A 26,178-nucleotide genomic window follows, 5' to 3' on the forward strand; every position below is an offset into this window, starting at 1 on the left:
CGCCGGGCCGTCCCCGCCCGGGGTGTGAAGCTGATCTGCGAGCGCGCTTAAGAAATCCTCGATGGACCGGGGCCGCGCGTACGGGAGATTCTCTTGCAGGGATCTTGGGCGCACAGCCCTGCCCTCACCCCCACATCACAGGACACGCACGTCGGGAGCCGTTGCATTGAAGGCACTGGTCAAGCTGAAGGCGGAGCCGGGACTCTGGCTCACGGACGTGCCCGAGCCGGAGACCGGCCCCGGAGACGTCCTCATCAAGGTCAAGCGGACCGGCATCTGCGGCACCGACCTGCACATCCGCTCCTGGGACGGCTGGGCGCAGAAGACGATCGGCACCCCGCTGACGATCGGCCACGAGTTCGTCGGCGAGGTCGTCCACACCGGCCGTGACGTCGCCGACATCGCCGTCGGCGACCTGGTCAGCGGCGAGGGCCACCTCGTCTGCGGCAAGTGCCGCAACTGCCTGGCCGGCCGCCGCCACCTCTGCCGCGCCACCATCGGCCTCGGCGTCGGCCGCGACGGCGCCTTCGCGGAGTACGTCGTGCTGCCCGCCTCCAACGTGTGGGTGCACCGCGTCCCCGTCGACCTCGACGTCGCCGCGATCTTCGACCCCTTCGGCAACGCCGTCCACACCGCGCTCTCCTTCCCGCTCGTCGGCGAGGACGTCCTGGTCACCGGCGCCGGCCCGATCGGCATCATGGCCGCCGCCGTCGCCAAGCACGCCGGCGCCCGCAACGTCGTCATCACCGACGTCAGCGAGGAGCGCCTCGAACTCGCCCGCAAGACGGGCGTCACCCTCGCCCTGAACGTCGCCGAGCGGACCATCGCGGACGGCCAGCGCACCCTCGGGCTCAAGGAGGGCTTCGACGTCGGCCTGGAGATGTCCGGCAACCCGCACGCGATGCGCGACATGGTCGCCAACATGACCCACGGCGGCAAGATCGCCATGCTGGGCCTGCCCAGCGAGGACTTCGCCGTCGACTGGGCCAAGATCGTCACCTCCATGATCACGGTCAAGGGCATCTACGGCCGTGAGATGTTCGAGACCTGGTACGCGATGTCGGTGCTCCTGGAGGGCGGCCTCGACCTCGCCCCCGTGATCACCGCCCGGTACGCGTACACCGACTTCGAGGCCGCCTTCGACGACGCGGCCTCCGGCAAGAGCGGCAAGATCATCCTCGACTGGACTGCGGGAGCCTGACCCATGTTCGATTCCGTTCGCGACGACATCCGTGCCACCCTCGAAGAGATCGAGCAGGCCGGACTCCACAAGCCCGAGCGCGTCATCGGCACCCCCCAGTCGGCCACCGTCGAGGTGACCGCCGGCGGCCGCCCCGGCGAGGTGCTCAACTTCTGCGCCAACAACTACCTGGGCCTCGCCGACCACCCCGAGGTGGTCGCCGCCGCCCACGAGGCCCTGGACCGCTGGGGCTACGGCATGGCGTCCGTCCGCTTCATCTGCGGCACGCAGGAGGTGCACAAGGAGCTGGAGGCGCGCCTGTCCTCCTTCCTCGGCCAGGAGGACACGATCCTCTACTCCTCCTGCTTCGACGCCAACGGCGGCGTCTTCGAGACGATCCTCGGCCCCGAGGACGCCGTCATCTCCGACGCCCTCAACCACGCCTCGATCATCGACGGCATCCGCCTCTCCAAGGCCCGCCGCTTCCGCTACGCCAACCGCGACATGGCCGACCTGGAGCAGCGGCTCAAGGAGGCGACCGAGGGCGGCGCCCGGCGCAAGCTGATCGTCACCGACGGCGTCTTCTCGATGGACGGCTACGTCGCCCCCCTCGACGAGATCTGCGACCTGGCCGAGCGTTACGACGCCATGGTCATGGTCGACGACTCGCACGCCGTCGGCTTCGTCGGCCCCGGCGGGCGCGGCACCCCCGAGCTGCACGGCGTCATGGACCGCGTCGACATCATCACCGGCACCCTCGGCAAGGCCCTCGGCGGCGCCTCCGGCGGCTACGTCGCCGCCCGCGCCGAGATCGTCGCCCTGCTGCGCCAGCGCTCCCGCCCGTACCTCTTCTCCAACACCCTCGCCCCCGTCATCGCCGCCGCCTCCCTCAAGGTCCTCGACCTCCTGGAGTCCGCCGGCGACCTGCGCGACCGCCTGAGGGCCAACACGGCGCTCTTCCGCTCCCGCATGACCGAGGAGGGCTTCGACGTCCTCCCCGGCGACCACGCCATCGCCCCCGTCATGATCGGGGACGCCGCCGTCGCCGGCCGGACGGCCGAGCTGCTCCTGGAGCGCGGCGTGTACGTGATCGGCTTCTCGTACCCGGTCGTGCCGCAGGGCCGGGCCCGCATCCGCGTCCAGCTCTCGGCCGCCCACTCCACGGAGGACGTGAACCGGGCCGTGGACGCGTTCGTCGCGGCCCGCGCCGCCCTGGCCGGCTGAGACCGGAGCCGGACCCCGGTCCACGGGCCGGGCGGACCCCCGGCTCGTGGTCCGGAGCAGGCGCTCCGGCCTGCGAGACTGGGGACATGATCGAAGCGCGGCGGTTGCACATCCTCCGTGCGGTGGCCGACCACCGCACGGTCACGGCGGCGGCCGCCGCGCTCTACCTCACCCCCTCCGCCGTCTCCCAGCAGCTCGCCGCCCTGGAGCAGGAGACCGGCCACCGCCTGGTCGAGCGCAGCGCCCGGGGCGCCCGCCTCACCCCGGCCGGCGAGATCCTGCTCCAGCACGCCAACGCCGTCCTGGCCCAGCTGGAGCGCGCCGAGGCCGAGCTCGCCGCCTACGGCTCCGGCGAGGCAGGCACGGTCACGGTCGCCGCCTTCGCCACCGGCATCGGCCTCGTGGTCGCCCCCGCCCTCACGGCGCTCGCCCGCACCGCGCCCGGCATCCGGGTCCGGGTGCGGGACGCCGAGGGCGACGAGAGCCTGCTCATGGTCCTGGACCGGCAGGTGGACGTGGCCGTCGCCGTCGAGTACCGGGGCGCGCCGGGCGAGGACGACGACCGGCTCACCCGCGTCCCGCTCTACGCCGAGCCCTTCGACGCGGTCCTGCCGGCCGGTCACCCGCTGGCGGCCGGCGAGCGGGTCGCGCTCGCCGCCCTCGCCAAGGACGACTGGATCGGGCAGTCCACCGGCAACCCCTGCCACGACGTCACCGTCCTGGCCTGCGAGTACGCCGGTTTCGCCCCCCGTTTCGCGCACGTCTCCGACGACTTCCGCGCCGTCGTCGCCCTCGCCTCCGCCTCCGCCGGAGTCGCCCTCGTGCCCCGCTCGGCGCTGCGCGGGACGGACCTCACGGGCGTCGAGATCCGCCCCGTGGACGGGGTCGCCCCCACCCGCCGGGTCTTCGCGGCGGTGCGGCGCGGAGCCGAGGAACACCCGCTGATCAGCCCGCTCCTGACGGAGCTGCGCACGGCGGCGGCCGACTGAGGCCCCCGGGGTCCGGGCCGGTCAGTCCCGGGCCGCCACCCACCCCACCGCCTCGATCCGCGCGCCGTCCGCCGGCCGGGACTCGTCGAACAGCGGCCGTCCGGCGGCGTCGAGGACCCGCAGCCCGTCCACGTACACCCCGCGTCCGACGTACCGCGCGTCCGTCGCGTACCGCCACCGCAGCCGTACGGGGGCGCCGCCCCGGGCCGCCCCCGGCACCTCGGCCGCGAGCCGGTGCCAGACCCGCCCGGACCAGCCGCCCACCGCCCCCGCCGGGTGCGGCGACGGCTCCTCTCCCGGGCGCGCGGTGACGAACGGCACCGGCTCCCAGGTCGCCCCGCCGTCGAGGGAGGCCTCCAGGAAGGCGGCGTCCGCGTCCGGTTCGGTGTCCCACCACAGCGCGCACTCCAGGCGCGCGGCGCCGGGCACCGGGGGCAGGGCGAGGGTGGCGGTGGCGCCGCTCTCCATCCCCGAGAACCAGGCCGTACGCCCCCGGGCGGGCCGTACGGGCACGGCCCTGGCCAGCCGGTTCGCGGTGGCGACGCGCGGCGCGGAGCCGGAGCGCCAGGAGCGCACCGGGTGCACGGAGTTGCCGAGGACGATCAGGAACGAGTCGGTCGTCGGGTCCAGGACGAGGCTGGTGCCGGTGAAACCGGTGTGCCCGGCCGTGCGGGGCGTGGCCATCGCGCCCATGTACCAGTGCTGGTGGAGCTCGAAGCCGAGCCCGTGCGCGTCGCCGGGGAAGGCGGTGTTGAAGTCGGTGAACATCAGCTCCACGGAGGCGGGGGAGAGGATGCGGGCCCGACCGTACGCCCCGCCGTTGAGCAGGGCGCGGGCGAGGACCGCCAGGTCCCAGGCGCGCGAGAAGATCCCGGCGTGCCCGGCGACCCCGCCGAGCGCGTACGCGTTCTCGTCGTGGACCTCGCCCCACACCATGCCCCGGTCCAGGCCCGACCAGGGCGGCCGGGCGTCCTCGGTGGCGGCGATGTCCGGCCGCCAGGACGGCGGGGGGTTGAAGCGCGTGCGGTGCATCCCGAGCGGAGCGGTGATCTCGTCGTGGAGCAGGACGTCCAGACCGCGACCGGTGATCTCCTCCAGGACCAGTTGCAGCGAGATCAGGTTGAGGTCGGAGTAGAGGTACGCGGACCCCGGCGGGCTCGCGAGCCGCTCCTCCCAGAGCAGCCGCAGCTTCCCCTCCCGCGTCGGCTCCCGGTAGAGCGGGATCCAGGACCGGAACCCCGAGGTGTGGGTGAGGAGCTGGCGCACCGTCACGTCCCGCTTCCCGCCGCCGCCGAACTCCGGCAGGTACGCCGTGACCCTCGCCTCCAGGTCGAGGGCCCCGCGCTCGATCTGCTGCACCGCCAGGATCGAGGTGAACAGCTTGGAGACCGAGGCCAGGTCGAAGACGGTGTCCTCGGTCGTCGGCCGCTGCCGCTCCGGCGGCAGTTCGACGCCGGTGTCGGTCTTCTCGTCGTACGCCGCGTAGCGCACGGCCGAGCCGATCGCCCGGTGCAGGGCCACGGTCCCGCCGCGCCCGGCGAGCAGGACGGCGCCCGCGTACCAGGGGTGCGCGGGGGAGGGGGAGAGGAACGCCTCGGCCTCCGTCACCAGCCGGTCGAGGTGCGGCGCGAGCAGCCCGGCCCGCGCGGCCGGACCGCGCCGCAGGGTGGTCCGCCTCGCGGCGGCTCCCGCCCTGGTTCCGGTCCCGGGCTCGCCTCCCGACCCGCCCTCGGCCCCCGCCGCGAGGCCGGCGCCAGGCGCCGCACCGATCACCACCGCTCCTCCGAGGGCCAGCAGCCCGCCGCCGAACGCGCGCCGGGTCGAACGTCCTTGTCTCGCCGCATCCTCCGTCATGCCCACTGTCATCCCACCGGCACCCGCCGCCAAACGGATCTTCCTGGATCGAACGCCCCTTCAAGTAGTATCGACCGTAAAGATCTCTTTGCTTTCAAAGCAAAATGAAGAGTTTGAAACCGGAACGAAAGGGGGAGTGCGCGATGCAGAACGCCCACGAGGAGGACGAGGACCCCGGACCGGATCTGGACGAGGCCGTACGCACGCTGCTGCTGCTGATGCCCCGGACGGTCGCACGGGTCAAGCGCGTCAGGATCCCCGAGGACCTGCGGTCGCTCACCCTCGCGCCCCGCCACCTCTCCCTCCTCGCCCACCTCCTCTTCGACGGACCGCTGAGCGTCAACGAGCTCGCCGCCGAACTGGGGGTCGCCCCCACCACCGTCAGCCTGATGGCGGGGGACCTGGTGAAGAAGGGCGTCCTGGAGCGGGTCGAGGACCCGGCCGACCGCAGGCGCAAGATCGTGTCCGTCTCCGAGCGGTACCGGGCCGCCGTCGACGGCTGGCTCGGACGCAGCGCCGACGCCTGGCGTGCGGCCCTGGCTCCGCTCGACGCGAGGGAGCGGCGGATGTTCGTCGAGACGCTCACCGCGTACGAGCGCGGCCTCACCGAACCCCTGTAATGACCGAAATCGGGCTAAAGCCCCCTTTGTGGCAGGATGCGGATCATGAGTTCGAGCACGGCGGCAATGACACGTCAGTGGACCACCTGGGGACCAGTGGTGGCGGCGCTCGCCCTGGGCGCGGCCTGGGGGCGTGACCTCCCCGGCTTCGTCGTGGGGCTCATCGCGCTCTGCCTCCTCATGGCGGTCCTCGCGGCGGTCCACCACGCCGAGGTGATCGCCCACCGCGTCGGCGAGCCCTTCGGCTCGCTCGTCCTCGCCGTGGCCGTCACCGTCATCGAAGTCGGGCTCATCGTCACCCTGATGGCCGGAGGCGGCGAGAAGACCTCGACCTACGCCCGCGACACCGTCTTCGCCGCCGTCATGATCACCTGCAACGGCATCGTCGGCCTCTCCCTCCTCGTCGGCGCGCTCCGCAACCGCGTCGCCGTCTTCAACGCCGAGGGCTCCGGCGGCGCGCTCGCCATCGTCTGCACCCTCGCCACGATGACGCTGGTCCTGCCGACCTTCACCACGAGCCACCCCGGCCCCGAGTTCTCCGGCGCCCAGCTCATCTTCGCCGCCGTCGCCTCCCTCTGCCTGTACGGCGTGTTCGTCGGCGTCCAGACGGTCCGGCACCGCGACTACTTCCTCCCGGTGCCGCGCCCCGGCCACGACTCCGAGGACGAGCACGCCGCCCCGCCGGACAGCCGCGAGGCCTGGACCAGCCTCGGCCTGCTCCTCCTCGCCCTCGTCGCCGTCGTCGGCAACGCCAAGCTGGTCTCGCCCACCATCGAGGACGGCGTCCAGTCGGCCGGTCTGCCCAAGGCGGTCGTCGGCGTCGTCATCGCCCTGATGGTGCTGCTCCCCGAGACCCTCGCCGCCGTCCGCGCGGCCCGCCGGGACAGGATGCAGACCAGCCTCAACCTCGCCTACGGCTCCGCGATCGCCAGCATCGGCCTGACCGTCCCCGCGATCGCGCTCGCCTCGATCTGGCTGTCCGGGCCCCTGGTGCTCGGCCTGGGCCCCCTCCACCTGGTCCTGCTCGCCCTCACCGGCGTGGTGAGCGCCCTGACCGTGGTGCCCGGACGGGCCACGCTCCTCCAGGGCGGCGTCCACCTCTCGATCTTCGCCGCCTTCGTGTTCATGTCGTTCAGTCCCTGACGGCCCCTCGGACCGGTCCGGCCGCCCGGTCCCAGACGACCACCACCCGCAGCGCCGGCGAGCGCGGGACGTCCTCCTCGTCGGCATACCGTGGGGTGCCCGGCATCCGGGCACCTCCGGAGCACCGCACGGCACTTGACCTCCCGCGAGGCGGGCGCGGAGGATCGCGCCATGAGCCGACTCCCCAGCCGCACCGTCGACGGCGTCCTGCGCGCGAGCGCCCGGCGCGTCCCCGACCGGACCGCCCTGCGGTACGCCGACCGGAGCTGGACGTACGCGGAGCTGGACGCGGCCGTCTCCACCGCCGCCGCCGTCCTGCGGGAGCCCCGCCACGGCATCGGGCTGCCGGAGTACGCCCGGGTCGCCACCTACGGCCACAACTCGGACGCCTACCTCATCGCGTTCCTGGCCTGCGCCCGGGCCGGTCTGGTCCACGTGCCGGTCAACCACCACCTGACCGGCGACGACCTCGCGTACGTCCTGGAGCAGTCGGACAGCTCGCTCGTCCTCGCCGACCCCGCCCTCGCGGACCGGATCCCGGGCGGCTTCCCCGTCAAGGCGCTGCGCGACGCGCCCGGTTCGCTGCTCGACGCGCTCGCCGAACCGGAGGCGTACGACACCGACCGCGACGCCCGCGACCTCGCCCAGCTGCTCTACACCTCGGGCACCACCGCCCTGCCCAAGGGCGCGATGATGACCCACCTCGCCCTGGCCCACGAGTACGCCAGCGCCGTCGAGGCCCTCGACCTGCGCGAGGACGACCGGCCCGTGCACGCGCTGCCGCTCTACCACTCGGCGCAGACGCACGTCTTCCTGCTGCCCTACCTCGCCGTCGGCGCCGAGAACACCCTCGTCGACGGCCCCGACCCGGCCGTCCTGTTCGACCTGGTCGAGGCGGGCCGCGCCGACAGCCTGTTCGCCCCGCCGACGGTCTGGATCGGCCTCGCCAACCACCCGGAGTTCGCCACCCGCGACCTCTCCGCGCTCCGCAAGGCCTACTACGGGGCCTCGATCATGCCCGTGCCCGTCCTGGAACGCCTGCGCGCCCGGCTGCCGGAGCTGCGGTTCTACAACTGCTTCGGCCAGTCCGAGATCGGCCCGCTCGCCACCGTCCTCGGCCCCGACGAGCACGAGGGCCGCATGGACTCCTGCGGCCGGCCCGTCCGCCACGTCGAGGCCCGGGTCGTCGACGAGAACGGCGACGACGTCCCCGACGGCACCCCCGGCGAGATCGTCTACCGCTCGCCCCAGCTGTGCGAGGGCTACTGGAACAAGCCCGAGGAGACCAGGGCGGCCTTCAGGAACGGCTGGTTCCACTCGGGTGACCTCGCGGTCCGCGACGCCGAGGGCTACTACACGATCGTCGACCGCGTGAAGGACGTCATCAACTCCGGCGGCGTCCTGGTCGCCTCCCGCCAGGTCGAGGACGCCCTCTACGCCCACCCCGGCGTCGCCGAGGCGGCCGTGATCGGCCTCCCCGACGAGCGCTGGATCGAGGCGGTCACCGCCGTGGTCGTCCCGCGCGGCGAGGTCACCGAGACCGAACTCCTCGCCCACGCCCGCGAGAAGCTCCCCCACTTCAAGGCCCCCAAGCGCGTCCACTTCCTCCCCGAACTGCCCCGCAACGCGAGCGGCAAGATCCTCAAGCGCGAACTGAGGGACCGGTTCGCGAAGGTCCGACGACCCGAAGGTCCCAAGGTCTAGGGGGCGTCCGTCCGCCCGGTGGAGCCGAGGACCGCGGTCAGGAAGCGGCGCACGGTCTCCAGTTCGTCCGGCTCGAACCCCTCCGCGACCGTCACCACCCCGCCGATGACCGGCCCGAAGAAGGACCACCCCAGCTCCACGGCCTTCTCCTCCACCCGGAGGAGGACGCGCCGCCGGTCCTCCGTGTCCCGCTCCCGCCGGACGAGCCCCAGCCGTTCGAGCCGGTCCACCAGGGCGGTGGTGCCGGCGGAGTTCAGCCGCAGCCGCTCGCCGAGCCGTCCGGGCGTGACCCGGGTGCCGTCCCGCGCCGCGTCCAGCAGGTGGATCAGCGCCCGCACGTCGGTGGGGTGCAGCCCCTCGCGCGCGGCGAACCCGGCGCCGAGCAGGTCGAATTCGACGGTGACCGCCCGCAGCAGGTGCGCCAGCCGCATCGCCGGACTTCGGTCGTCCACCCGTACTCCTCCGTGCCTCGAACCCTTGCGTACCATCTCGCTGAACGAGATTATCGCTCAGCGAGAGGAATGGGTATGACTCCGTCCGCCCACGAACGCGCCTTCGGCCTCGCCTACGACGCACTCCGCGCCCGCTGGCCCGGATCCACCGAGGAACGGGACGTCGACACCCCGTACGGGCCGACCCGCGTCCACGTCCACGGCCCGGTGGACGGCCCTCCGCTGGTGCTGCTGCCCGGCGGCTCCGCCACCGGCCTGGTCTGGTTCGCCAACGCGCCGGCCCTCGGCGCGCGGTACCGGGTCCACGCGGTCGACCTCCTCGGCGACGCCGGCCGCACCGAACGCCGGGGCAGGTCCCTGAAGGGCGCCGACGACCTGACGGCCTGGCTGGACGCCCTCCTGGACGGCCTCGGCCTCACCCGCGCGCACCTGTGCGGCCACTCGTACGGCGCCTGGCTGGCCGCCCGGTACGCGCTGCACGCGCCGGAGCGGGTCGACCGCCTCGCCCTCGTCGATCCCACCCGGGTCTTCACCGGCTTCCGCCCCGGCTACCTGTTGCGCGCGCTGCCCGTCCTGATCCGCCCGACCGAGGCCCGGGCCCGCGCCTTCCTGGCCTGGGAGACGGCGGGCACCCACCCGGACGAGGCCTGGCAGCGCCTCTACGCCCTCGCCTCCACCACCCCCGGACGCAAGCTCGTCGCCGGCGGCCGGCCCCGGATCGCCGACCTGCGTCCACCGCTCCTGGTGCTGCTCGCGGAGCGCAGCCGCACCCATCGCGCCGCCGAGGTCGCCGACCGGGTCCGGCGCACGCTCCCGGAGGCCGAGGCGGTCCTGCTCCCGGGTGCCACCCACCACTCCCTGCCGCTCACCGCACCGGAGCGGCTCGACGAGCGGCTGCTCGCCTTCCTGGGCTGACGGCACCGGCCGCCACGAGACCCGGCCCCGCCGGACGGACCTACGCGGACTCCCGCAGGTCCACGATCCGCCGGATCTTGCCCACCGAGCGCTCCAGCGTCTCGGGGTCGACCACCTCGACCCCGACCGAGACCCCGATCCCGTCCTTGACCGCCGCCGCGATCGTCCGGGCCGCCTCCTCCCGCTGCCCGGCCGTCGCGTCCGCGCGGGCCTCGGCCCGTACGGTCAGGGCGTCGAGCCTGCCCTCCCGGGTCAGGCGCAGCTGGAAGTGCGGCGCCACGGCCGGGACGCGCAGGACGATCTCCTCGATCTGGGTGGGGAAGAGGTTCACCCCGCGCAGGATGATCATGTCGTCGCTGCGCCCGGTGACCTTCTCCATCCGGCGGAAGACCCGCGCCGTCCCCGGCAGCAGCCGGGTCAGGTCCCGGGTCCGGTAGCGGATCACCGGCATGGCCTCCTTGGTGAGCGAGGTGAAGACCAGCTCCCCCTCCTCCCCGTCCGGCAGCACCTCGCCCGTGAAGGGGTCCACGACCTCCGGATAGAAGTGGTCCTCCCAGACGTGCAGGCCGTCCTTGGTCTCCACGCACTCCTGCGCCACGCCCGGCCCCATGACCTCCGACAGGCCGTAGATGTCGACCGCGTCGATCGCGAACCGCTCCTCGATCTCCTTGCGCATCTCCTCCGTCCACGGCTCGGCCCCGAAGACGCCCACCTCCAGGGAGGTCGACCGCGGGTCCACGCCCTGCCGCTCGAACTCGTCGAGCAGGGTCAGCATGTACGAGGGGGTCACCATGATCACCTCGGGCCGGAAGTCCTGGATCAGCCGCACCTGCCGGGCCGTCATGCCGCCCGAGGCGGGGATCACCGTGCAGCCGAGGCGCTCCGCCCCGTAGTGGGCGCCGAGCCCGCCGGTGAACAGGCCGTAGCCGTACGCCACGTGCACCTTGTGCCCGGGGCGCACACCGGCGGCGCGCAGGGAGCGCGCCACCACGTCCGCCCAGACCTCCAGGTCGCCGTCGGTGTAGCCGACGACGGTGGGCCGGCCGGTGGTGCCGCTGGAGGCGTGGATCCGCCGGATCCGCGACGGATCGACGGCGAACATCCCGAACGGGTAGTGGTCGCGCAGGTCCGACTTGGCGGTGAAGGGGAAGCGGGCCAGGTCCGCGAGCGTACGGCAGTCCTCCGGGCCCACCCCGGCCGCGTCGAAGGAGCGGCGGTAGAAGTCCACGTTCTCGTACGCGTGCCGCAGGGTCGCGCGCAGCCGCTCCAACTGGAGCGCCGCCAGCTCCTCCCGCCCGAGCCGCTCGCCGTCGTCCAGCAGTTCTTCCGTCATGCGTCGCTCCTCCGCGCTCCGCGCCACACCCTCGAAGCGACCTACCGATCATTCGGTAGATCCGCTCGGGTCAGTAAAACCGGAGGTACGGGGGGCTTGGCAAGGGGTCTGGCGCGAGGAGATACGAGGAGACACGAGGAGATACGAGGAAGGGGAGCGGGACGCCCGGCCGTCCACGGGAGCGCCGCGCTCCGGAAGGCCGGCGGGGCCGTCCCGTTCCCGCGCGCCAAAACCCGTTGCCGGTCCCCGGCCCGGGTGCTGGAGTGACCGCCATGGAACCCCCGCACCCGCGCGCACCGCGCGACCCCCGTGAACTGCTCGCCCTGTACGACCGCCAGGTGCGCCGCGGGGCCCGTCCCGACGGCCCCGGCTGCCGCGTCGAGCACGTCGGGGGCGTCGTCCGCGCCACCGGCCCCGCGCACGCGTGGAACGGCGTCCTCTGGTCGGGACTCGGCGGCCCCGACGCCGACGCCGCCGTCACCGCGCAGATCGACCACTACCGGGCCGCGGGCCTGTCCTTCGAATGGAAGCTGTACGGGCACGACACCCCCGCCGACCTCGGCGACCGGCTCCGCGCGGCGGGCTTCACCGCGGGGGAGCCCGAGACCCTGATGGCCACCGAGGCCGCCGCCCTGCCCCGGGACGTCCCGCTCCCCGAGGGCGTCGAACTCCGCGCCGTCACCGACGGGGCGGGCGTACGCCAGGTGGTCGAGGTCCACGAACGCGCCTTCGGCACCGACAGCACCGCCCTCGGCCGCCAGCTCCTCGACCGGCTCGCGGCCGACCCCGACGGGGTCGCCGCCGTGGTCGCCCTCGCCCACGGCGAACCCGTCAGCGCGGCCCGCCTCGAACTCCACCCCGGCACCGACTTCGCCGGCCTCTGGGGCGGCGGCACCGTCGAGGGCTGGCGCGGCCGGGGGCTCTACCGCGCCCTCGTCTCCCACCGCGCCCGCATCGCCGCCGACCGGGGCCACCGCTACGTCCAGGTCGACGCGGCGCCCACGAGCCGCCCGATCCTCCGCCGCCTCGGCTTCCTCGAACTGACGACCACGACCCCGTACGCGTACGCGGTCTGATCAGGGCACCGCTCCTCAAGCGGTCCAGTGCGCGGGACGCTCGAAGCCCTCCGGGAGACGGGTGGCGGCGTTCCCCCGGGCCGCGTTCACCTGGGGCTGCGTGAGGAAGAGGGCGCCCGTCAGGTCCGCGCCCGACAGGTCGGCGTCCCGCAGGTCGGCACCGATCAGATCGGCGAGCGACAGGTCCGCCCCCGTCAGGTCGGCGGCGATGAGCAGCGCCCCGCGCAGGTCCGCGCCCCGCAGCTTCGCCCCGCGCAGCCGCCTGCCGATCAGGTCCGCCCCGCGCCGGCTCTTCGGCCGGCCGCCGGCCGTGGCGCGGACCAGTTCGCTCGTCCGGAGCAGCAGCGGATTCACCTCGGCCCGTACGGCGTTCACGTCCAGCTCCTCCAGCGCGTCCGGCGCACCCGACGCGAGCGCCTCGACCCGGGCGAGCGCCGCCCGCACCTCGGCGTGTACGGGACGGGCGGCGGGCAGCGCCAGGGCCTCGGCGAGATAACGCAGCAGCTCGTGCAGCCCGCGCACCACCGGGAACACCTCGTACATCTGCCGGGCCGTCTCCGGGGCCTCGCGCCAGGACACCCCGCCGAAGGTCACCAGGGACACCCGCTGGCCGGCGCCGAAGCAGTCGTACACCGTGCAGCCCTGGAAACCGCTCGGCCGCAGCCGCGTGTGGATGCCGCAGCGGAAGTCCTCCCGCAGGTTGCGGCAGGGCTCGCCGGAGGGCTTGTCCACGGCGAAGTCCGCCGACCTGGCGAAGGGCAGCGCCACGCAGCACAGGCCGAAGCAGTTCGCGCAGTCGCCGCGCAGCGCGGATTCCCGGGTGTCGGGCACGATGAAACGATTCCTTAAGGAGTGGGGCGGGGCGCCGGGGGCGGCGGCCCGTCCACCGTATCGCGCCCGGCCTCGCGCTCTCGGCGAAATGCGTTGCCAAGATCATCGGGGGCGGTGAGGATCGGCGCATGCCGACGTTCACGACGTATGACGGAACCGAACTCGCCTACCGCACGCAGGGGGAGGGCGAGCCGCTGGTGTGCCTGGCGGGCGGGCCGATGCGCGACGCCGCCTGTCTCGGGGACCTCGGCGGACTCACCGCCCACCGCACGCTCGTCCTCCTCGACGCCCGGGGCACCGGGGCGAGCGCCGAGCCCACCGACCCCGGCACGTACCGCTGCGACCGGCAGGTCGGCGACGTCGAGGCGCTCCGCGCCCACCTCGGCCTGGAGCGGATCGACCTCCTCGGCCACTCGGCGGGCGGCAACCTCGCGACCCTGTACGCCGCCGCCCACCCCGAGCGGATCCGCTCCCTCGTCCTCGTCACCTCCGCGGGCCGCGCGCTCGGCGTCACCACCACCGACGAGGAGTGGGACGCTGCCGCCGAGGTCTTCGCCGACCGGCCCTGGTACCCGGAGGCCAGGGCCGCGCTCGACGCGCTCGGCCCCGACGCCCCGCTGTCCCGCGTGTACGCCGCCGCCGCGCCCTTCTCCTACGGCCGCTGGGACGCGGCCGCCCGGGAGCACGCGGCCGCCGCCGACCGGCAGACCCGCTGGGAGGCCGCCGGCGCCTACCACGGCGAGGGCGCCTACGACCCCGCGGCCACCCGCCGCGCCCTCGCCGCGCTCACCGCACCGGTCCTGCTCCTGGCGGGGGAGTACGACGCGGGACCGACCCCCGCCCGCGCCGCCGAGGCGGCCGCCCTCTTCCCGGTCGCCGAACTCGTCGTCCAGGCGGGCGCCGGGCACCACCCCTGGGTGGACGACCCGGACGCCTTCGTCCGCGCGGTCGCCGCCTTCCTCGATCCTGCCGTCCGCACGGTCACCGTGGACGGCGTGCGCCTCGCCCACCGGGTCGCGGGACCCGAGGACGCCCCGCCCGTCGTCCTGGTCCACGGACGCGGCGAGAACGGCACCACCTGGGCGCGGGTGACGGCCGACCTCGCCGCCGACCACCGGGTGTACGCGCTCGACCTGCGCGGCCACGGGCTCAGCGACCGGCGCCCCGGCGGCTACGGCTTCGACGCCTTCCGCGACGAGCTCGGCGGCTTCCTCAAGGCCCTCGGCCTCACCGGCGCCACCGTCGTCGCCCACTCGATGGGCGCCGCCGCCGCGTACCTCCTCGCCCGTGACGAGCCTGGCCTCGTCGGCCGCCTGGTCCTGGAGGAGCCCCCGGTCTTCTTCCCGCTCGACCCGCCGCGCCCCGTCGCCGAACGCCCCGAGGGGCCCCTCGGCTTCGACTGGGAGATCGTCCCGGCCACCGACGCCCAGCTCAACGACCCCGACCCCGACTGGCGCGACCGGTTCGCGTCGATCACCGCCCCCACCCTGGTCCTGGCCGGCGGCCCGACCAGCCACGTGCCCCAGGAGCGGCTGGCCTGGCTGGCCGACCGGATCCCCGGGGCCCGCCTCGTCACCCTCGACGCCGGACACCTCGTCCACGCCGAACGCCCGGCCGAATTCCTGTCTTTGATCAGGGAGTTCGGTGTGTAGGGAGGGGGCCGTCCCTCATCCGCCGTGACGTTCCTGGGCGGCCATCACCTCGTCGCCGTGCTCGAAGGCCCACGCCCCGAACGCGTCGATCGGGCCGAGCAGGGTCCGCCCCGGCGGGGTGAGTCCGTACGTGACCCGGGCCGCCGCCCCCGCATGGACGCGCCGCTCCACCAGGCCGTTGAACTCCGGCCGCCGCAGCGTCTCGGTGAGGACCTTGGAGCTGATGCCGCCGACGCGCCCGCGCAGCTCGGCGTGGCGGCTCGGGCCGTCGCGCAGGGCCCAGAGCACCACCGAGTTCCAGGTGTTGGCGAGCAGGTCGAAGGCCAGCCGGGCACGGCAGTCGGCGAGGTATCCGTCGGAAGTCACGTACCAGATGGTGCCCGACCGGCTCCCTAATGTCGTTCCCGGAGTTCCGAAGTGCCGGACGTCGGCGCCGGAGGACCGGAAGACCGGAAGACCGGAAGGATGGGAACGATGAGGATCGGTGTACTGGGCACGGGCAACATGGCGGACGCCCTCGCCACCCACTGGGTACGGGCGGGTCACGAGGTGCTCGTCGGCGGCTGTGACGCGCGTGCGGCGGAGCGTCCCGCCGCCCGGCTGGGCGGCGGGACGCGGCACGGGAGCTTGGAGGAGGCGGCCGGGTTCGGGGCCGTCGTCCTCGCCGCACTGCCGTACGGCGCGGGGACGGAGGTCGTCGCGGGCGTACGGGCCTCCCTGGCCGGGCGGGTCCTGCTGGACTGCTCCAATCCGGTGGGTCCCGGCTTCCGGCTGCTCACGGACGGCGGCCCCTCCGCCGCCCGCCGACTGGCCGACGCGGCGCCCGGGTCGTCAAGGCCTTCAACCTCTGCCACGAGGACGTGTGGCGGATGACCCCGCCGGTCTTCGACGGCCGGCCCCTCGCCGTCCCGGTCTGCGGGGACGGCGGGGAGGCGCTCGCGCTGGTCGCGGAGCTGGTGCGGGACACGGGCTGCACCCCGCTGGCCGGGGGCGGCCTCGACCGTGCGGGACTGCTCGAAGCGACCGCCATGCTCTTCATCGGCCTGTGGGTCGGGGAGGGCCGCCGGGCGTCCGTCCGGGCCTCGCCGAGGGCCCCCGGAGCGTGGAACGGGCGCCGCGGCACCCCGGTGCGGTCGGGACGGCCGTACGGAGCCGCCCGGCGCGTCGCGTCCCGCTCCGGGGCACGTACCATGGCCGTATGTCCTTCCTCCGCCGCCGCAGCGCCGCCACACCCGCGGGCCCGGACTTCGACGTCCTGGCCATGGACCCGGGGGACTGGCCCGGCAATCTCGGCGCCGGCCTGCTGCCCGCGCCCGACGGTTCCTGCCAGGGAGTGTTCCTCCGGTACGACCTGTTCGGCGGCCGCGGCCCCGCGATGATAATCGGCAACCTGCCGGAGGGCTCCCCGGCCCGCGAGCTCGCGGACGGCCAGATCCCCTTCGAGGTGGCGCAGCTCCTCGCCGCCCTGGAGAACGACGAGCCGGTCGAGGTGCTCGACACCGAGGACGTCCCCGTGATGCAGGGCGACAACCTCCTCATCGTCCGCCGCCTCAAGCTCTCCGAGAGCCGCATCTCCTGCGTCCAGTTCGACCGCAGCGACAACGTCCTCGTGACGATCGCCAGTTGGGACCGGCCGATCACCGACGATCTGTACGCGCTGCTCAAGCCGCTGCCCGCCGAGCTGTTCCAGCAGGGCTGACGGGGGAGCGGGGCAGCGTGAGCGCGCGCGTCGACAGCTGGATCTGGGCGGTCCGCCTGACCAAGACCCGCTCCCAGGCCGCGGCGGCCTGCCGGGCCGGACACGTCAAGGTCAACGGCGAGCGGGTCAAGCCCGCCCAGCCGGTGAAGCCCGGCGACGAGGTCCGGGTCTTCCACGGCGGCCGGGAGCGGATCGTCGAGGTCAAGGTGCTGCACACCAAGCGGATCGGCCCGCCGGTCGCCGCCGAGGCCTACGTGGACAACAGCCCGCCCCCGCCGCCGCGCGAGCACGTCGCGGTCGCCGCCGTCCGCGACCGGGGGGCAGGGCGTCCCACCAAGCGCGAGCGCCGGGAGATCGACGAACTGCGCGGCCGCCGCCCCTGAGCCCTGAAAGCCCCCCGGAACCCTCCGGGGGGCTTTCGCGCGCGTCAGCGCGACGCGGACCCGAGCAGTTCCACCACCCGCGCCGCCGAGGTGCCGAGCCCCTTCGGACCGTGCCGCAGCAGCGGCGTCCCGGCGCCCGAGCGCACGTCCTCGGCCCGGTAACGCCGTACGTTCCGGTGCCAGTTGAGGATCCCGGCGAGCCAGTCCTCCAGCTCCCGCAGGTACGCCCCGAAGGCCGCCCTGCCCTCCTCGTCGAGCCCGAAGTCCTCGAAGAGCAAGGGCACTTCGTGCTCCTTCACGTGCTCGTACTGGCGCAGCCGCCCCCGCATCAGGTCGTCGACCATCGCGACCGCCGTCGGATAGTCGCAGTCGAAGAACTTCTGCAGCACGAGGACGCCGTTGTGCACCTCGCCCTCGACCTCGACCTCCTTCTGGTACGAGAAGAGGTCGTTGAGGAGCGTCGCGTAGTCCATGACCGACCGCTCCAGGGCGCGCACCGTGCCCGTGCGGTAGAGCGCGGCCGGCAGCGCGTCGGCGTGCCGCAGCCGGCACAGCAGGGTGGTCAGCTCCGAGCCGAAGGTGGAGCGGCGCATCTCGATGTAGTCGACCGGGTCGGGCACCCGGTGCTGCGCCTGGTTGTGCAGCTCCCACAGCCAGCTCTCCAGCATGGCGTCGAGCGCGTACCGCAACTGCCCGCGCGCCTCCGGCGACATCGGGCCCGCCGTCCGCGCCCAGAGGTCGGCGAGCGAGCGCTCCATCGGGTTCACGGCGCAGGCCGCCCCCAGGGCCGGGTCCTCCAGCGGCATGCAGGCCTTGAACCGCTCGGTCTGCTCCTTCGCGCCGGCCAGGTCGCGCGACCGGCCGAAGACCAGCGGGTAGTGGTCGTCCCCGTACGTGCCCCAGGTCAGCCACTCGGAGCTGAGCTCCAGCTCCTCCAGGGTAGCGTCCGGGTCGAGCCCCGCCGCGCACAGCGCCAGGTCGAAGCCCTCCATCATCGGCCGGTCCCAGATGTCGTCCAGGAGCCCCATCCGCTCGGCCCAGTCCTCCGAGCGCCGCTTCGCCTCCGCGTGGTGCGGGCTGAGCGCCAGCGGGTACGGCAGGTCGAACTCCGGAAGCAGAGAAGGCCCCACGTGCTGGTGCGGCACGTGGGTGAGCGCCCGCAGCCGCGAGGCCGCCGGACGCCCGAAGAGGTTGCGCACGTCCAGGGCCGAGGTGCCGATGATCCCGTCCAGGTGCGAAGGGCCGCCGACCATCCCCTCGTTCATGTACCGGCTGGAGCGCATGTGCCACTCGTGACCGCCGGACTGCCAGTCCTGGAGCCCCTTCACGTACGCCGCGACGGCCGCGCACTCCTCCGGCGAGAGGCCCTTCTCGGCGGCGAGCGGCGGCACCTCGGTCAGGGCCGTGTTCTCGAACTGGTGGAGCCGCGAGGTCAGCAGGTCGTTGACGGCGTTCGCCGCCTCCTGAGTCGTGCAGCCGAGGAACCGCTCCAGGACGAGCACGCCGTTGCTGTTCTCGCCCTCCTCCTCCACCTCGCGCTGGTACGAGAAGAGGTCGTTGCGCAGGTGCACCGCGTCCGAGAAGGTGTCCCGCAGCACGCACAGCGGCCGGGAGCGTGCCACCCGGTCCGGCACCTCCGCCCCCGCCGCGTACTCGACGAGCCCCGCCGACCAAGGCGCCCCGCCCACCTTGCGGCGCATCTCGATGTACTCGACGGGGTTGGCGACGCGCCCCTCGTTGATGTTGTCGAGCTCCCAGAGCGACTCGTAAAGGAGGTGCTCCGTGGCCTCCGCGAACCGCTTGCGCCAGCCCTCGGACATCGAGGGCACGGTCCGCAGCCAGAGGTCCGCGAGGCCCGCCTCGACCGGGTTGGACGGCTCCGGCATGTCCGCCGGGTCCGCCGGCATGAACATCGGCAGCCGGTCCAGATAGGCCTTGCTCCCCGCCCGGTCCTGGGTGCGCTTGAAGACCTCCAGGAAGTGGTCGTCGAAGAAGAAGACCCAGGTGTACCAGTCGGTGACGAGGTTCAGGGCCTCCTCGCCGCAGTCGGGGTGGGTGTAGGCGCAGAGCAGCGCGTAGTCGTGGGAGTCGAGGTCGTGCTCCTCCCAGACCCCCGAGCCCTCCAGCATCCCCCTCTCCCGCGCCCACGCGCGCGTGTGCGTGCGGGCGGCCTCCACGTGGGGGTTGAGGCGTGCCGGATGCGGGACGTAGAAATCCGGCATGACGAAGGGCTGTGGCATGTGCTGGGGGGCCTTCCGGTGAACGAGGATCGGGTGACCGGGCCAGCCTTACCCCTCGCCCGTACGGCGCACACGATCTCCCGAATAGTCGTATGAACGCCGACGGGGCGGTGCCGGACCGCGCGTCCGGCACCACCCCGCCCCCTTTCGGCCGCCTCCCCGCTAGATCCGGGAAACCCGCACGTCGGCGGCCTTCACGAAGGCCACCCGGTGACCGAACTGGATCTCGTAGTACTCCTCCTGGCCCCGGACGACCGTGTGCCCCGCCGTGTCGAACGTCGGTGCGAAGAGGTACTCGCCCGGGGTGCGGTCGCCCACCACGTACCGCTGACCGGCGAGCAGCCTGTACGGCAGCGGCGACACCGCCTGCACCGGTACGCCCGCCGGATAGGCCGAGGCCTCCGGGTAGGCCCGCCCGTACACCGGCACCTCCGCGAGGCCCGGCCTCGGCGTCAGGACGAGACCCCGCCCGTCCACCGCCGTCGGCTGCCGACGCGGGTTGGGGAACCACGCCTTCTGCCCCAGGTACCAGACCGCCGTCCAGTCGCCCCGGCGCTCCGCCACCGCGAAGCTCTGCCCCGTCGAGGCGCGCGCCCCCGTGTCGTTGACGCCGGTGGTGGAGTCCTGCCCGCCCGGCCGCAGCCCGACGTCCTTGACCAGGGGCGCGTCCTCGTCCGGGGCGGTGTGCAGGCGCACCGCCCCGCTGCCGTGCGGCGCGCACGCCGTCCCCGCCGCCGCGCAGTCCGTGTAGACCGGCCGGTGGGCGTCGTAGTCCGGCCGGATCGTCACCACGCCCGCGTGCGGACCGGCGCTCGGGACGATCGGACGGCCGAGCAGCCGGAAGTAGTGCGCCCAGTCCCAGTACGGGCCCGGGTCCGTGTGCATGCCCCGGATCGAGGACGTCACCGTGCCCGGCACGTTGTCGTGCCCCAGGACGTGCTGCCGGTCCAGCGGGATGTCGTACCGGGCGGCGAGGTACCGCACCAGGCGCGCCGACGACCGGTACATCGCCTCCGTGTACCAGGAGTCCGGCGAGGTCAGGAACCCCTCGTGCTCCAGGCCCACCGACTTGGCGTTCACGAACCAGTTGCCCGCGTGCCAGCCGACGTCCTTCAGCGCCAGGTGCTGCGCCACGTGCCCGTCGGAGGAACGCAGCGAGTACTGCCACGACACGTAGGTCGGGTCCTGCACCAGGCCCAGGGTCACGTCCCAGGTGGCCTCGGTGTCGTGGATCACGATGTAGTCGATCGACGAGGAGACGGGCCGGTCCGCCTTGTCGTGGTTGCCGTAGTCGGCGTCGCCGAACTCCTCGTACGGCGCGGGGACCCATTCGCAGGCCACCGTCCGCGGGCACTCCACGGGGCCGGCGGACGGCGCCCGCAGGCCGAGCGCCGCCACCTGCCCCGTGGCGGGCGCGATCGACGGGGCGGCCGGGAGCGTCACCACCTGCCCGCTGTCCGTCGTCCGCGTCTCCCCGGTCCGGATCACGTCGAACACGTCGTTCGCGTACGCGGCGGCCGTCGCCGCGTCATCGGCGCCGGAGTACCGCGCCACCGCCCCGTACCAGTCGGCCGGGTCCGCGCTCGCGGGCAGCCCGGCCTCCCGCTGCGCGGCGGCGAGCAGGGCCGCGCCGCCCTCGATGTTGGCGCCCGTCCGGGTCCGCAGCTCCTCGGCCGGGATCCCGGACAGCGCGGACGCCCGCTCCAGGGTCCGCAGCCGTCCGGGCAGCCGGCCGGCGGGCGGCACCGGCGCCTCCGTGCGCGCCGGGCGCGAGGAGTCGCCGCGCGCGTCCTCCTCGCCGTCCGAGTGGTGCGGGGCGGACCGCTTCAGGGCCGTCACCGCGTCCGTCAGGTGCATCGGCCCGTACCCGCCGGTCACGCTCGGCGCACCGCCGTGGCCGTCCCACCGCGACTGGAGGTACGAGACGGCGAGCAGCACGCTCTCCGGCACGCCGGTGCGCGCGGCCGCCCGGGCGAACTGCCCCTGGAGGGAGCCCGACTCGGGCGCGTCGGCGCCGGCCGGCGGCGCGCCGGACAGCAGGGGGAGCAGCAGGGCGGCGGACACCAGGGCGACCGCCGCCCTCGGCGTACGTCGGTGGGACCCGGAACGGAGCAAGGCGGCCTCCAAGGCGCGGGGGTGACACGGGGGGCGTGCGGGGCCGGACCCGTACAGGGGTATCGGCTCCCGGACGATCCGTCAATCACACCCGTACCGAGGGAAGTTCCCACGTCAGAGGGGAAATGGCGGCCGGACGGCGGAGTTTCGCGGCGACGGGCCCCGGGCCTGGGACGCGTCACTGGAGTGGACCACTGGAGGGGTGCACGCGGGGAGGGCGGGCCCGGAAAAGCCGGTGCGCCGCGTCCCGGTGTGTCGGCACCGGGCGCACGGCGCACCACCCCCGTGGTCGGCAGGACCCGCCCCTTCAGCGCGTCCCGACCGCCGCGCGCACGGCCCGCCGTGCCATGGCGCAGTCGTCGTGCAGCCGCCTGAGCAGCAGCCGCTGTTCCTCCCCGGGAGCGAGCGCCCCCGAGGGCACCGGCACGGAACCGGCCGGCGGAGCCTCCTTCATGGTGCGCTGCACCGCCGTCTCGTAGGTGCGGATCTCCCGCGTGAGCACGATCATCAGGTTCACCAGGAAGGCGTCCCGGGAGGCCGGGCCCGCCTGCTGGGCGAGCTGACTGATCTGCCGCCGGGCCAGCGGCGCGTCACCGAGCACCGCCCACAGGGTCGCCAGGTCGTAGCCGGGCAGGTACCAGCCCGCGTGCTCCCAGTCGACCAGGACCGGCCCGGTCGGGGAGAGCAGGACGTTGGAGAGCAGGGCGTCACCGTGGCAGAACTGGCCCATGCCCTGGCGACCGCCCGCGTGCGCCAGACCGTGCATCAGCTTCTGCAGGTCGTCCCGGTCCCGGTCGGTGAAGAGCCCGAGCTCGTGGAAGCGGGCGATCCGGGCGCCGTAGTCCAGCGGGGCGTCGAACGTCCCGGCCGGCGGCCGCCAGGCGTTGAGCCGGGCGATCGCGCCGAGCGCGGCCCGCACGTCGGCACGGGGCGGGGCCTCGACGGGGTGGCGCGAAAGGGCCGCCGCCCGTCCGGGCATCCGCTCGATCACCAGCGTGCAGTTCTCCGGGTCCGCCGCGATCAGCCGGGGCGCCCGCACCGGCGGGCGGTGCCGGACGAAGGCGCGGTAGGAAGCTATCTCGTGCCGGAACCGCTCGACCCAGGCCGGCGAGTGGTCCAGTAAACACTTCGCGACCGCCGTGGTCCGTCCGGTCGTCCCGACGATCAGTACGGAACGACCGCTGCGCCGCAGTACCTGCACCGGCTTGAACTCCGGGCAGATGCGGTGGACCGAGGCGATCGCCATCTTCAGCTGCGCGCCCTGGGGGCCGGACAGATCGATCCTTCCGCTGACCGGCTGGGTACCGGTGCCGCCCGCCCAGCGCCGCGGCCGGACGGCCTGGGGCGCGGGGGCGAGGTACGGTCCGGCGCCGGCGGGGACGATGCGGTGCTGCGGCCGGGGCGGGGCGGACACGGAGGACGATGCTGTGTACATGGAGGTGACAGATCCCTTCGTGTGCCGACGAGTTGCGTGCGTCGCCCCGCCCGCCCCCGGTCCGCACCCTGGGGAATGAGGGCCGGTCGACGGGGCGGGGTGGCGCGTTCCTACCTGACACCCGCGCGCGGGTGGCGGAACATCGGGCGCACCCTGGCGAACCCTGGCGAATAGTCGCCAGCCCCATGACAGGGGGTTACTGTCAACTCAGCCGAGAACCTGGGGGCTTAGACGTGACCGGAGAAACCAACACCCGTCTCGCGGACCTGTTCGGCCTGGCCGGCTGGTCCAAGGGCGAACTCGCGAGACTCGTCAACCGGCAGGCGGCGGCCATGGGCCACCCCCAGCTGGCGACCGACACCTCGCGGGTGCGGCGGTGGATCGACCGGGGCGAGACCCCGCGCGACCCCGTCCCCCGGGTGCTGGCAGCACTGTTCACCGAGCGACTCGGCCGTGTCGTGACCATCGAGGACCTCGGGTTCGTACGACACGGGCGTGCAGGGAAACGGCAGGACGTCAGCACGACGGAGAACCCTGACCAACTGCCCTGGCCACCCGATCGTACGGCGGCGGTCCTCACCGAATTCACGGGAATGGACCTCATGCTCAACCGACGCGGCCTGGTGGGCGCGGGTGCCGTGCTCGCCGCCGGCTCCGTACTCAGCAACGCCATGCACGACTGGCTGCAGACCGACCCCGCCCGCCCGGGCGCCGCTCCGCGTGCCACCGATCCCCTCCACGCCGACCCCGCCGGGTTCGACCGCTACGAGGCCGCCCCCATCGGGTCGGAGGAGATCGAGGCCCTGGAGCACTCGGTGCAGGTGTTCCGCGCCTGGGACGCCTCCCGGGGCGGCGGTCTCCAGCGCAAGGCCGTGGTGGGCCAGCTCAACGAGGTGGGCGGCATGCTCGCCTACCGCCACGCCGACCACCTCCAGCGGCGCCTGTGGGGCGTCGCCGCCAACCTGGCCGTCCTCGCGGGCTGGATGTCCCACGACGTCGGCCTCGAACCCACGGCGCAGAAGTACTTCGTCATCGCCGCCCACGCGGCCCGCGAGAGCGGCGACCGGCCCCGGGCCGGCGAGGCGCTGTCCCGCGCCGCGCGCCAGATGGTGCACCTGGGCCGGCCCGGCGACGCCCTCGACCTGATGAAGCTCGCCAAGACGGGTTCGGGCGACCGGCTGCTGCCCAGGACCCGGGCCATGTTCCACACCATCGAGGCCTGGGCGCAGGCGTCGATGGGCCGGGGGCAGGCCATGCGCCGCACCCTCGGCGAGGCCGAGGACCTGTTCGTGTCGGACCGGCGCGACGAGGCGACGCCGGACTGGATGCAGAACTTCGACGAGGCCGACATGCACGGCATGGAGGCCCTCGCCTACCGCACCCTCGCCGACCACGACCCGACCGCCGCGATCCCCGCGCAGCGCCACGCCAAGCTGGCGCTCGAACTGCGGAGCAAGGGGCACGAGCGGTCCAAGCTCTTCGACCACATCTCCCTGGCCTCGGCCTGCTTCATCGCCGACGACCCGGAGCAGGCCGACCGGTACGCCCGGCTCGCCCTCACGTCCATGGGGGACACCTCGTCCCACCGCACCTGGGACCGGCTGCGGGAGATGTACCGGCTCACCGGCCAGTACGCCGACTACGCCAGGACCGACGTCCTGAGGGAGGAGATCGAGCTGGCCCTGTCCCGGTCCCCGGTGAACCGCCCGAGGCCCGGACAGGCCTGATCCCCGGCCCCTTTGGGGGCCGGGGATCAGGAACCGCGGTCACCGACCGTCGGTCGCCGGTCGTTCGACCGCCGGTCGGCTCAGCGGCCGACCCGGACCACCATCACGCAGGCGTCGTCCTCGCGCGACTCCTCGCCGAACTCCTCGACCACCGTCCGTACGCCTTCCCGCGCGTCCCGCGCGCCGGCGAGCCGGGGGCCGAGGGCGAGCAGGCGTGCCGCGCCCGTGTCGTCGTCCGCACCGCCGCCCCGGGTCAGCCCGTCGGTGTGCAGGACGAGCAGGTCGCCCGGGAGCAGCCGCGTCTCGGTCTCGTCGTACACGGCGCCGGCCGTCGCCCCGAGGAGGACGCCCTCGGGACGCCGGAGGGCCCGCCCCGTCCCGTCCCGGAAGAGCAGCGGGGCGGGGTGGCCGGCCTGCGCCCAGGTCAGGGTCTGGGCGACGGGGTCGTACCGGCAGCACATGGCGCTGCCGAGCGCGGGCTGTACGGAGGTCTCCAGGAGCTGGTTGAGGTGGCCCATCAGGGCGGCGGGACGGATCCCGGCGACCGCCATGCCCCGCAGCGCGCCGAGGAGCATCGCCATGGAGGAGGTCGCGGCGACTCCGTGGCCGGTCAGGTCGCCGACGGTCAGCAGGGCGTCCCCGTCCGGCAGCGCGAGCGCGTCGTACCAGTCGCCGCCGATCAGCCCGGTGCTGGCGGCCGGGAGGTAGTGCGCGGCCACGTCGAGCGGGGCCGGCCCGTCGTGGGCGAAGTGCAGCGAGCCGCGCCAGGGCGGCAGGACCGCCTCCTGGAGCTCGACGGCGACCCGGCGCTCGGTGCGCTCGATCTCCCGGCTGCGCTCCAGACCCGCCCGGCTCTCCCTGACCGCCCGCTGGCTGCGCCGCAGCTCGCTGACGTCACGGAGGACGGCCCACATGGAGGCGGTGCAGCCGTCGGCGTCGAGGACGGGCTCGCCCGTCATGTGGACGGTGCGCACCCGACCGTCGGTCCGTACGATCCGGAACTCGCCGTCGATCGGCTTCCCGTCGATCAGACAGTCCGTCACCATCCCCTGGAGGAGGGGCTGGTCCTCGGCGAAGACCATCGTGGGCATCTCGTCGAGCGACATCGGACCGCTCTCGCGGGTGCGGCCGAAGATCTGGTACAGCTCCTCGGACCAGCTCACCTCGTCGGTGAGCAGGTTCCACTCGGCGCTGCCGACCCGGGAGAGCAGCGCGCCGGTGCGCGCCGGCGCGGCCGCGCCGTACGCGGTGCCGGGACCGGTCGTGAACCCCGCGTCGTGGAGGCCCTGCCCGCCGCTCTCCGTCCCCGGCGGGACCTCCACCGGAACGCCCGCCCGCAGCTGCCCCAACTGGGCCCCGAGGTCGTCGAGTTGATGCACGGCGAGGTCGCACAGGGCGCGCTGCCACCGCTGCTGCGGATCGTCCTCGTCCGCCACGGCGTCCCGGCGGACGGCGTCGACCTCGCCGCGCAGGCGGCGGGTCTGCGAGATCAGCGCGTCCACCGCGCCCGGCTCCGGCGGCTGGGCGGGACGGTCCGCGAACAGAGGGGACGGCATGTCGTACTCCGATACAGGCGCGGCGCGGCCACGTGTGAAGAGGGGGCCCG

General features: G+C 74.0%; 21 protein-coding genes and 1 pseudogene. 13 read left to right on the forward strand and 9 right to left on the reverse strand.

Annotation, left to right across the window (positions count from 1 at the left end):
• Positions 1-166: 166 nt before the first annotated feature.
• The 3 genes from tdh (at position 167) to ACIP5O_RS17650 (ending at position 3,393) form a co-directional block, all read left to right on the forward strand.
• Entirely contained in the window at positions 167-1,201 is a 1,035-nt protein-coding gene (tdh, locus tag ACIP5O_RS17640; RefSeq protein WP_356548938.1) for an L-threonine 3-dehydrogenase, read from the forward strand.
• 3 nt (positions 1,202-1,204) lie between these two features.
• Positions 1,205-2,404, forward strand: coding sequence for a glycine C-acetyltransferase (locus ACIP5O_RS17645; protein ID WP_401294217.1), 1,200 nt, complete (start codon positions 1,205-1,207; stop codon positions 2,402-2,404).
• 86 nt (positions 2,405-2,490) lie between these two features.
• Entirely contained in the window at positions 2,491-3,393 is a 903-nt protein-coding gene (locus ACIP5O_RS17650; protein ID WP_356548940.1) for a LysR family transcriptional regulator, read from the forward strand.
• A gap of 21 nt (positions 3,394-3,414) precedes the next feature.
• Here the strand turns inward: ACIP5O_RS17650 and ACIP5O_RS17655 are convergent, their stop codons facing one another.
• Positions 3,415-5,247: a serine hydrolase gene (locus tag ACIP5O_RS17655; protein ID WP_401294220.1), complete on the reverse strand. Its 1,833-nt coding sequence runs from the start codon at positions 5,245-5,247 to the stop codon at positions 3,415-3,417.
• Positions 5,248-5,390: 143 nt separating this feature from the next.
• Between ACIP5O_RS17655 and ACIP5O_RS17660 the strand changes: the two genes are divergently transcribed.
• The 3 genes from ACIP5O_RS17660 to ACIP5O_RS17670 all read left to right on the forward strand — a co-directional run bounded on the left by ACIP5O_RS17660 (position 5,391) and on the right by ACIP5O_RS17670 (position 8,714).
• A complete protein-coding gene (locus ACIP5O_RS17660; RefSeq protein ID WP_401294222.1) occupies positions 5,391-5,867 on the forward strand; it encodes a MarR family winged helix-turn-helix transcriptional regulator in 477 nt (158 codons plus the stop codon).
• Positions 5,868-5,912: 45 nt separating this feature from the next.
• Complete coding sequence (locus tag ACIP5O_RS17665; protein WP_401294224.1) at positions 5,913-7,010, forward strand: calcium:proton antiporter; 1,098 nt, start codon at positions 5,913-5,915, stop codon at positions 7,008-7,010.
• 171 nt (positions 7,011-7,181) lie between these two features.
• A complete protein-coding gene (locus tag ACIP5O_RS17670) occupies positions 7,182-8,714 on the forward strand; it encodes a fatty acyl-CoA synthetase (RefSeq protein ID WP_401294226.1) in 1,533 nt (510 codons plus the stop codon).
• Here the strand turns inward: ACIP5O_RS17670 and ACIP5O_RS17675 are convergent.
• On the reverse strand, positions 8,711-9,145 hold the full coding sequence (locus ACIP5O_RS17675) for a MarR family winged helix-turn-helix transcriptional regulator (protein WP_401294696.1): 435 nt from the start codon (positions 9,143-9,145) through the stop codon (positions 8,711-8,713). The genes ACIP5O_RS17670 and ACIP5O_RS17675 overlap by 4 nt on opposite strands.
• A gap of 96 nt (positions 9,146-9,241) precedes the next feature.
• Here ACIP5O_RS17675 and ACIP5O_RS17680 point away from each other — a divergent pair, with 96 nt between their 5' ends.
• The gene (locus tag ACIP5O_RS17680) at positions 9,242-10,081 is read left to right on the forward strand and encodes an alpha/beta fold hydrolase (RefSeq protein ID WP_401294228.1); all 840 of its coding nucleotides are present in this window, start codon (positions 9,242-9,244) and stop codon (positions 10,079-10,081) included.
• 40 nt (positions 10,082-10,121) lie between these two features.
• Here the strand turns inward: ACIP5O_RS17680 and paaK are convergent, their stop codons facing one another.
• A complete protein-coding gene (gene paaK / locus ACIP5O_RS17685; protein WP_401294230.1) occupies positions 10,122-11,414 on the reverse strand; it encodes a phenylacetate--CoA ligase PaaK in 1,293 nt (430 codons plus the stop codon).
• Between the two features lie 272 nt (positions 11,415-11,686).
• Here paaK and ACIP5O_RS17690 point away from each other — a divergent pair, with 272 nt between their 5' ends.
• Positions 11,687-12,490, forward strand: coding sequence for a GNAT family N-acetyltransferase (locus tag ACIP5O_RS17690; RefSeq protein WP_401294232.1), 804 nt, complete (start codon positions 11,687-11,689; stop codon positions 12,488-12,490).
• A gap of 15 nt (positions 12,491-12,505) precedes the next feature.
• Here ACIP5O_RS17690 and ACIP5O_RS17695 read toward each other — a convergent pair whose 3' ends face one another.
• On the reverse strand, positions 12,506-13,321 hold the full coding sequence (locus ACIP5O_RS17695) for a pentapeptide repeat-containing protein (RefSeq protein WP_401294234.1): 816 nt from the start codon (positions 13,319-13,321) through the stop codon (positions 12,506-12,508).
• Positions 13,322-13,449: 128 nt separating this feature from the next.
• Between ACIP5O_RS17695 and ACIP5O_RS17700 the strand changes: the two genes are divergently transcribed.
• Positions 13,450-14,973: an alpha/beta fold hydrolase gene (locus ACIP5O_RS17700; protein WP_401294236.1), complete on the forward strand. Its 1,524-nt coding sequence runs from the start codon at positions 13,450-13,452 to the stop codon at positions 14,971-14,973.
• 15 nt (positions 14,974-14,988) lie between these two features.
• Here ACIP5O_RS17700 and ACIP5O_RS17705 read toward each other — a convergent pair whose 3' ends face one another.
• On the reverse strand, positions 14,989-15,339 hold the full coding sequence (locus tag ACIP5O_RS17705) for a winged helix-turn-helix transcriptional regulator (protein ID WP_401294238.1): 351 nt from the start codon (positions 15,337-15,339) through the stop codon (positions 14,989-14,991).
• Between the two features lie 108 nt (positions 15,340-15,447).
• On the opposite strand from ACIP5O_RS17705, the pseudogene ACIP5O_RS17710 reads away from it, so the two are divergent.
• From ACIP5O_RS17710 to ACIP5O_RS17720, 3 genes and pseudogenes are all read left to right on the forward strand, one after another.
• Positions 15,448-16,076 (forward strand): annotated as a pseudogene (locus ACIP5O_RS17710) (NADPH-dependent F420 reductase); the annotation flags it as partial.
• 95 nt (positions 16,077-16,171) lie between these two features.
• Positions 16,172-16,672, forward strand: coding sequence for a hypothetical protein (locus tag ACIP5O_RS17715; RefSeq protein WP_024757478.1), 501 nt, complete (start codon positions 16,172-16,174; stop codon positions 16,670-16,672).
• A 17-nt stretch (positions 16,673-16,689) separates the two neighbouring features.
• Positions 16,690-17,055, forward strand: coding sequence for an RNA-binding S4 domain-containing protein (locus ACIP5O_RS17720; RefSeq protein ID WP_030208147.1), 366 nt, complete (start codon positions 16,690-16,692; stop codon positions 17,053-17,055).
• A 44-nt stretch (positions 17,056-17,099) separates the two neighbouring features.
• On the opposite strand, the gene ACIP5O_RS17725 is transcribed toward ACIP5O_RS17720, so the two are convergent.
• The 3 genes from ACIP5O_RS17725 to ACIP5O_RS17735 form a co-directional block, all read right to left on the reverse strand.
• Complete coding sequence (locus ACIP5O_RS17725) at positions 17,100-19,295, reverse strand: germacradienol/geosmin synthase (protein WP_401294240.1); 2,196 nt, start codon at positions 19,293-19,295, stop codon at positions 17,100-17,102.
• Positions 19,296-19,457: 162 nt separating this feature from the next.
• Positions 19,458-21,410, reverse strand: a complete 1,953-nt coding sequence (locus ACIP5O_RS17730; protein WP_401294242.1) for an N-acetylmuramoyl-L-alanine amidase — start codon at positions 21,408-21,410, stop codon at positions 19,458-19,460.
• A 307-nt stretch (positions 21,411-21,717) separates the two neighbouring features.
• Complete coding sequence (locus ACIP5O_RS17735; protein WP_401294244.1) at positions 21,718-22,845, reverse strand: aminoglycoside phosphotransferase family protein; 1,128 nt, start codon at positions 22,843-22,845, stop codon at positions 21,718-21,720.
• A 233-nt stretch (positions 22,846-23,078) separates the two neighbouring features.
• Between ACIP5O_RS17735 and ACIP5O_RS17740 the strand changes: the two genes are divergently transcribed.
• Positions 23,079-24,572 carry a hypothetical protein gene (locus ACIP5O_RS17740; protein ID WP_401294246.1) on the forward strand — a complete coding sequence of 498 codons (1,494 nt, stop codon included), beginning with the start codon at positions 23,079-23,081 and terminating at the stop codon, positions 24,570-24,572.
• Between the two features lie 80 nt (positions 24,573-24,652).
• On the opposite strand, the gene ACIP5O_RS17745 is transcribed toward ACIP5O_RS17740, so the two are convergent.
• A complete protein-coding gene (locus ACIP5O_RS17745) occupies positions 24,653-26,128 on the reverse strand; it encodes a PP2C family protein-serine/threonine phosphatase (protein ID WP_401294248.1) in 1,476 nt (491 codons plus the stop codon).
• Positions 26,129-26,178: the final 50 nt, after the last annotated feature.

This window comes from Streptomyces sp. NPDC088915, assembly GCF_044749825.1.
Lineage (GTDB): Bacteria > Actinomycetota > Actinomycetes > Streptomycetales > Streptomycetaceae > Streptomyces.

Coding starts and splice junctions, on each gene's coding strand:
- ACIP5O_RS17660 (WP_401294222.1), top strand. CDS start 5,391: ATGCAGAACGCCCACGAGGAGGACGAGGACCCCGGACCGGATCTGGAC.
- paaK (WP_401294230.1), bottom strand. CDS start 11,414: ATGACGGAAGAACTGCTGGACGACGGCGAGCGGCTCGGGCGGGAGGAG.
- ACIP5O_RS17690 (WP_401294232.1), top strand. CDS start 11,687: ATGGAACCCCCGCACCCGCGCGCACCGCGCGACCCCCGTGAACTGCTC.
- ACIP5O_RS17735 (WP_401294244.1), bottom strand. CDS start 22,845: ATGTACACAGCATCGTCCTCCGTGTCCGCCCCGCCCCGGCCGCAGCAC.
- ACIP5O_RS17715 (WP_024757478.1), top strand. CDS start 16,172: ATGTCCTTCCTCCGCCGCCGCAGCGCCGCCACACCCGCGGGCCCGGAC.
- ACIP5O_RS17665 (WP_401294224.1), top strand. CDS start 5,913: ATGAGTTCGAGCACGGCGGCAATGACACGTCAGTGGACCACCTGGGGA.
- ACIP5O_RS17675 (WP_401294696.1), bottom strand. CDS start 9,145: ATGCGGCTGGCGCACCTGCTGCGGGCGGTCACCGTCGAATTCGACCTG.
- ACIP5O_RS17700 (WP_401294236.1), top strand. CDS start 13,450: ATGCCGACGTTCACGACGTATGACGGAACCGAACTCGCCTACCGCACG.
- ACIP5O_RS17745 (WP_401294248.1), bottom strand. CDS start 26,128: ATGCCGTCCCCTCTGTTCGCGGACCGTCCCGCCCAGCCGCCGGAGCCG.
- ACIP5O_RS17655 (WP_401294220.1), bottom strand. CDS start 5,247: ATGACGGAGGATGCGGCGAGACAAGGACGTTCGACCCGGCGCGCGTTC.
- ACIP5O_RS17650 (WP_356548940.1), top strand. CDS start 2,491: ATGATCGAAGCGCGGCGGTTGCACATCCTCCGTGCGGTGGCCGACCAC.
- ACIP5O_RS17680 (WP_401294228.1), top strand. CDS start 9,242: ATGACTCCGTCCGCCCACGAACGCGCCTTCGGCCTCGCCTACGACGCA.
- ACIP5O_RS17670 (WP_401294226.1), top strand. CDS start 7,182: ATGAGCCGACTCCCCAGCCGCACCGTCGACGGCGTCCTGCGCGCGAGC.
- ACIP5O_RS17645 (WP_401294217.1), top strand. CDS start 1,205: ATGTTCGATTCCGTTCGCGACGACATCCGTGCCACCCTCGAAGAGATC.
- ACIP5O_RS17725 (WP_401294240.1), bottom strand. CDS start 19,295: ATGCCACAGCCCTTCGTCATGCCGGATTTCTACGTCCCGCATCCGGCA.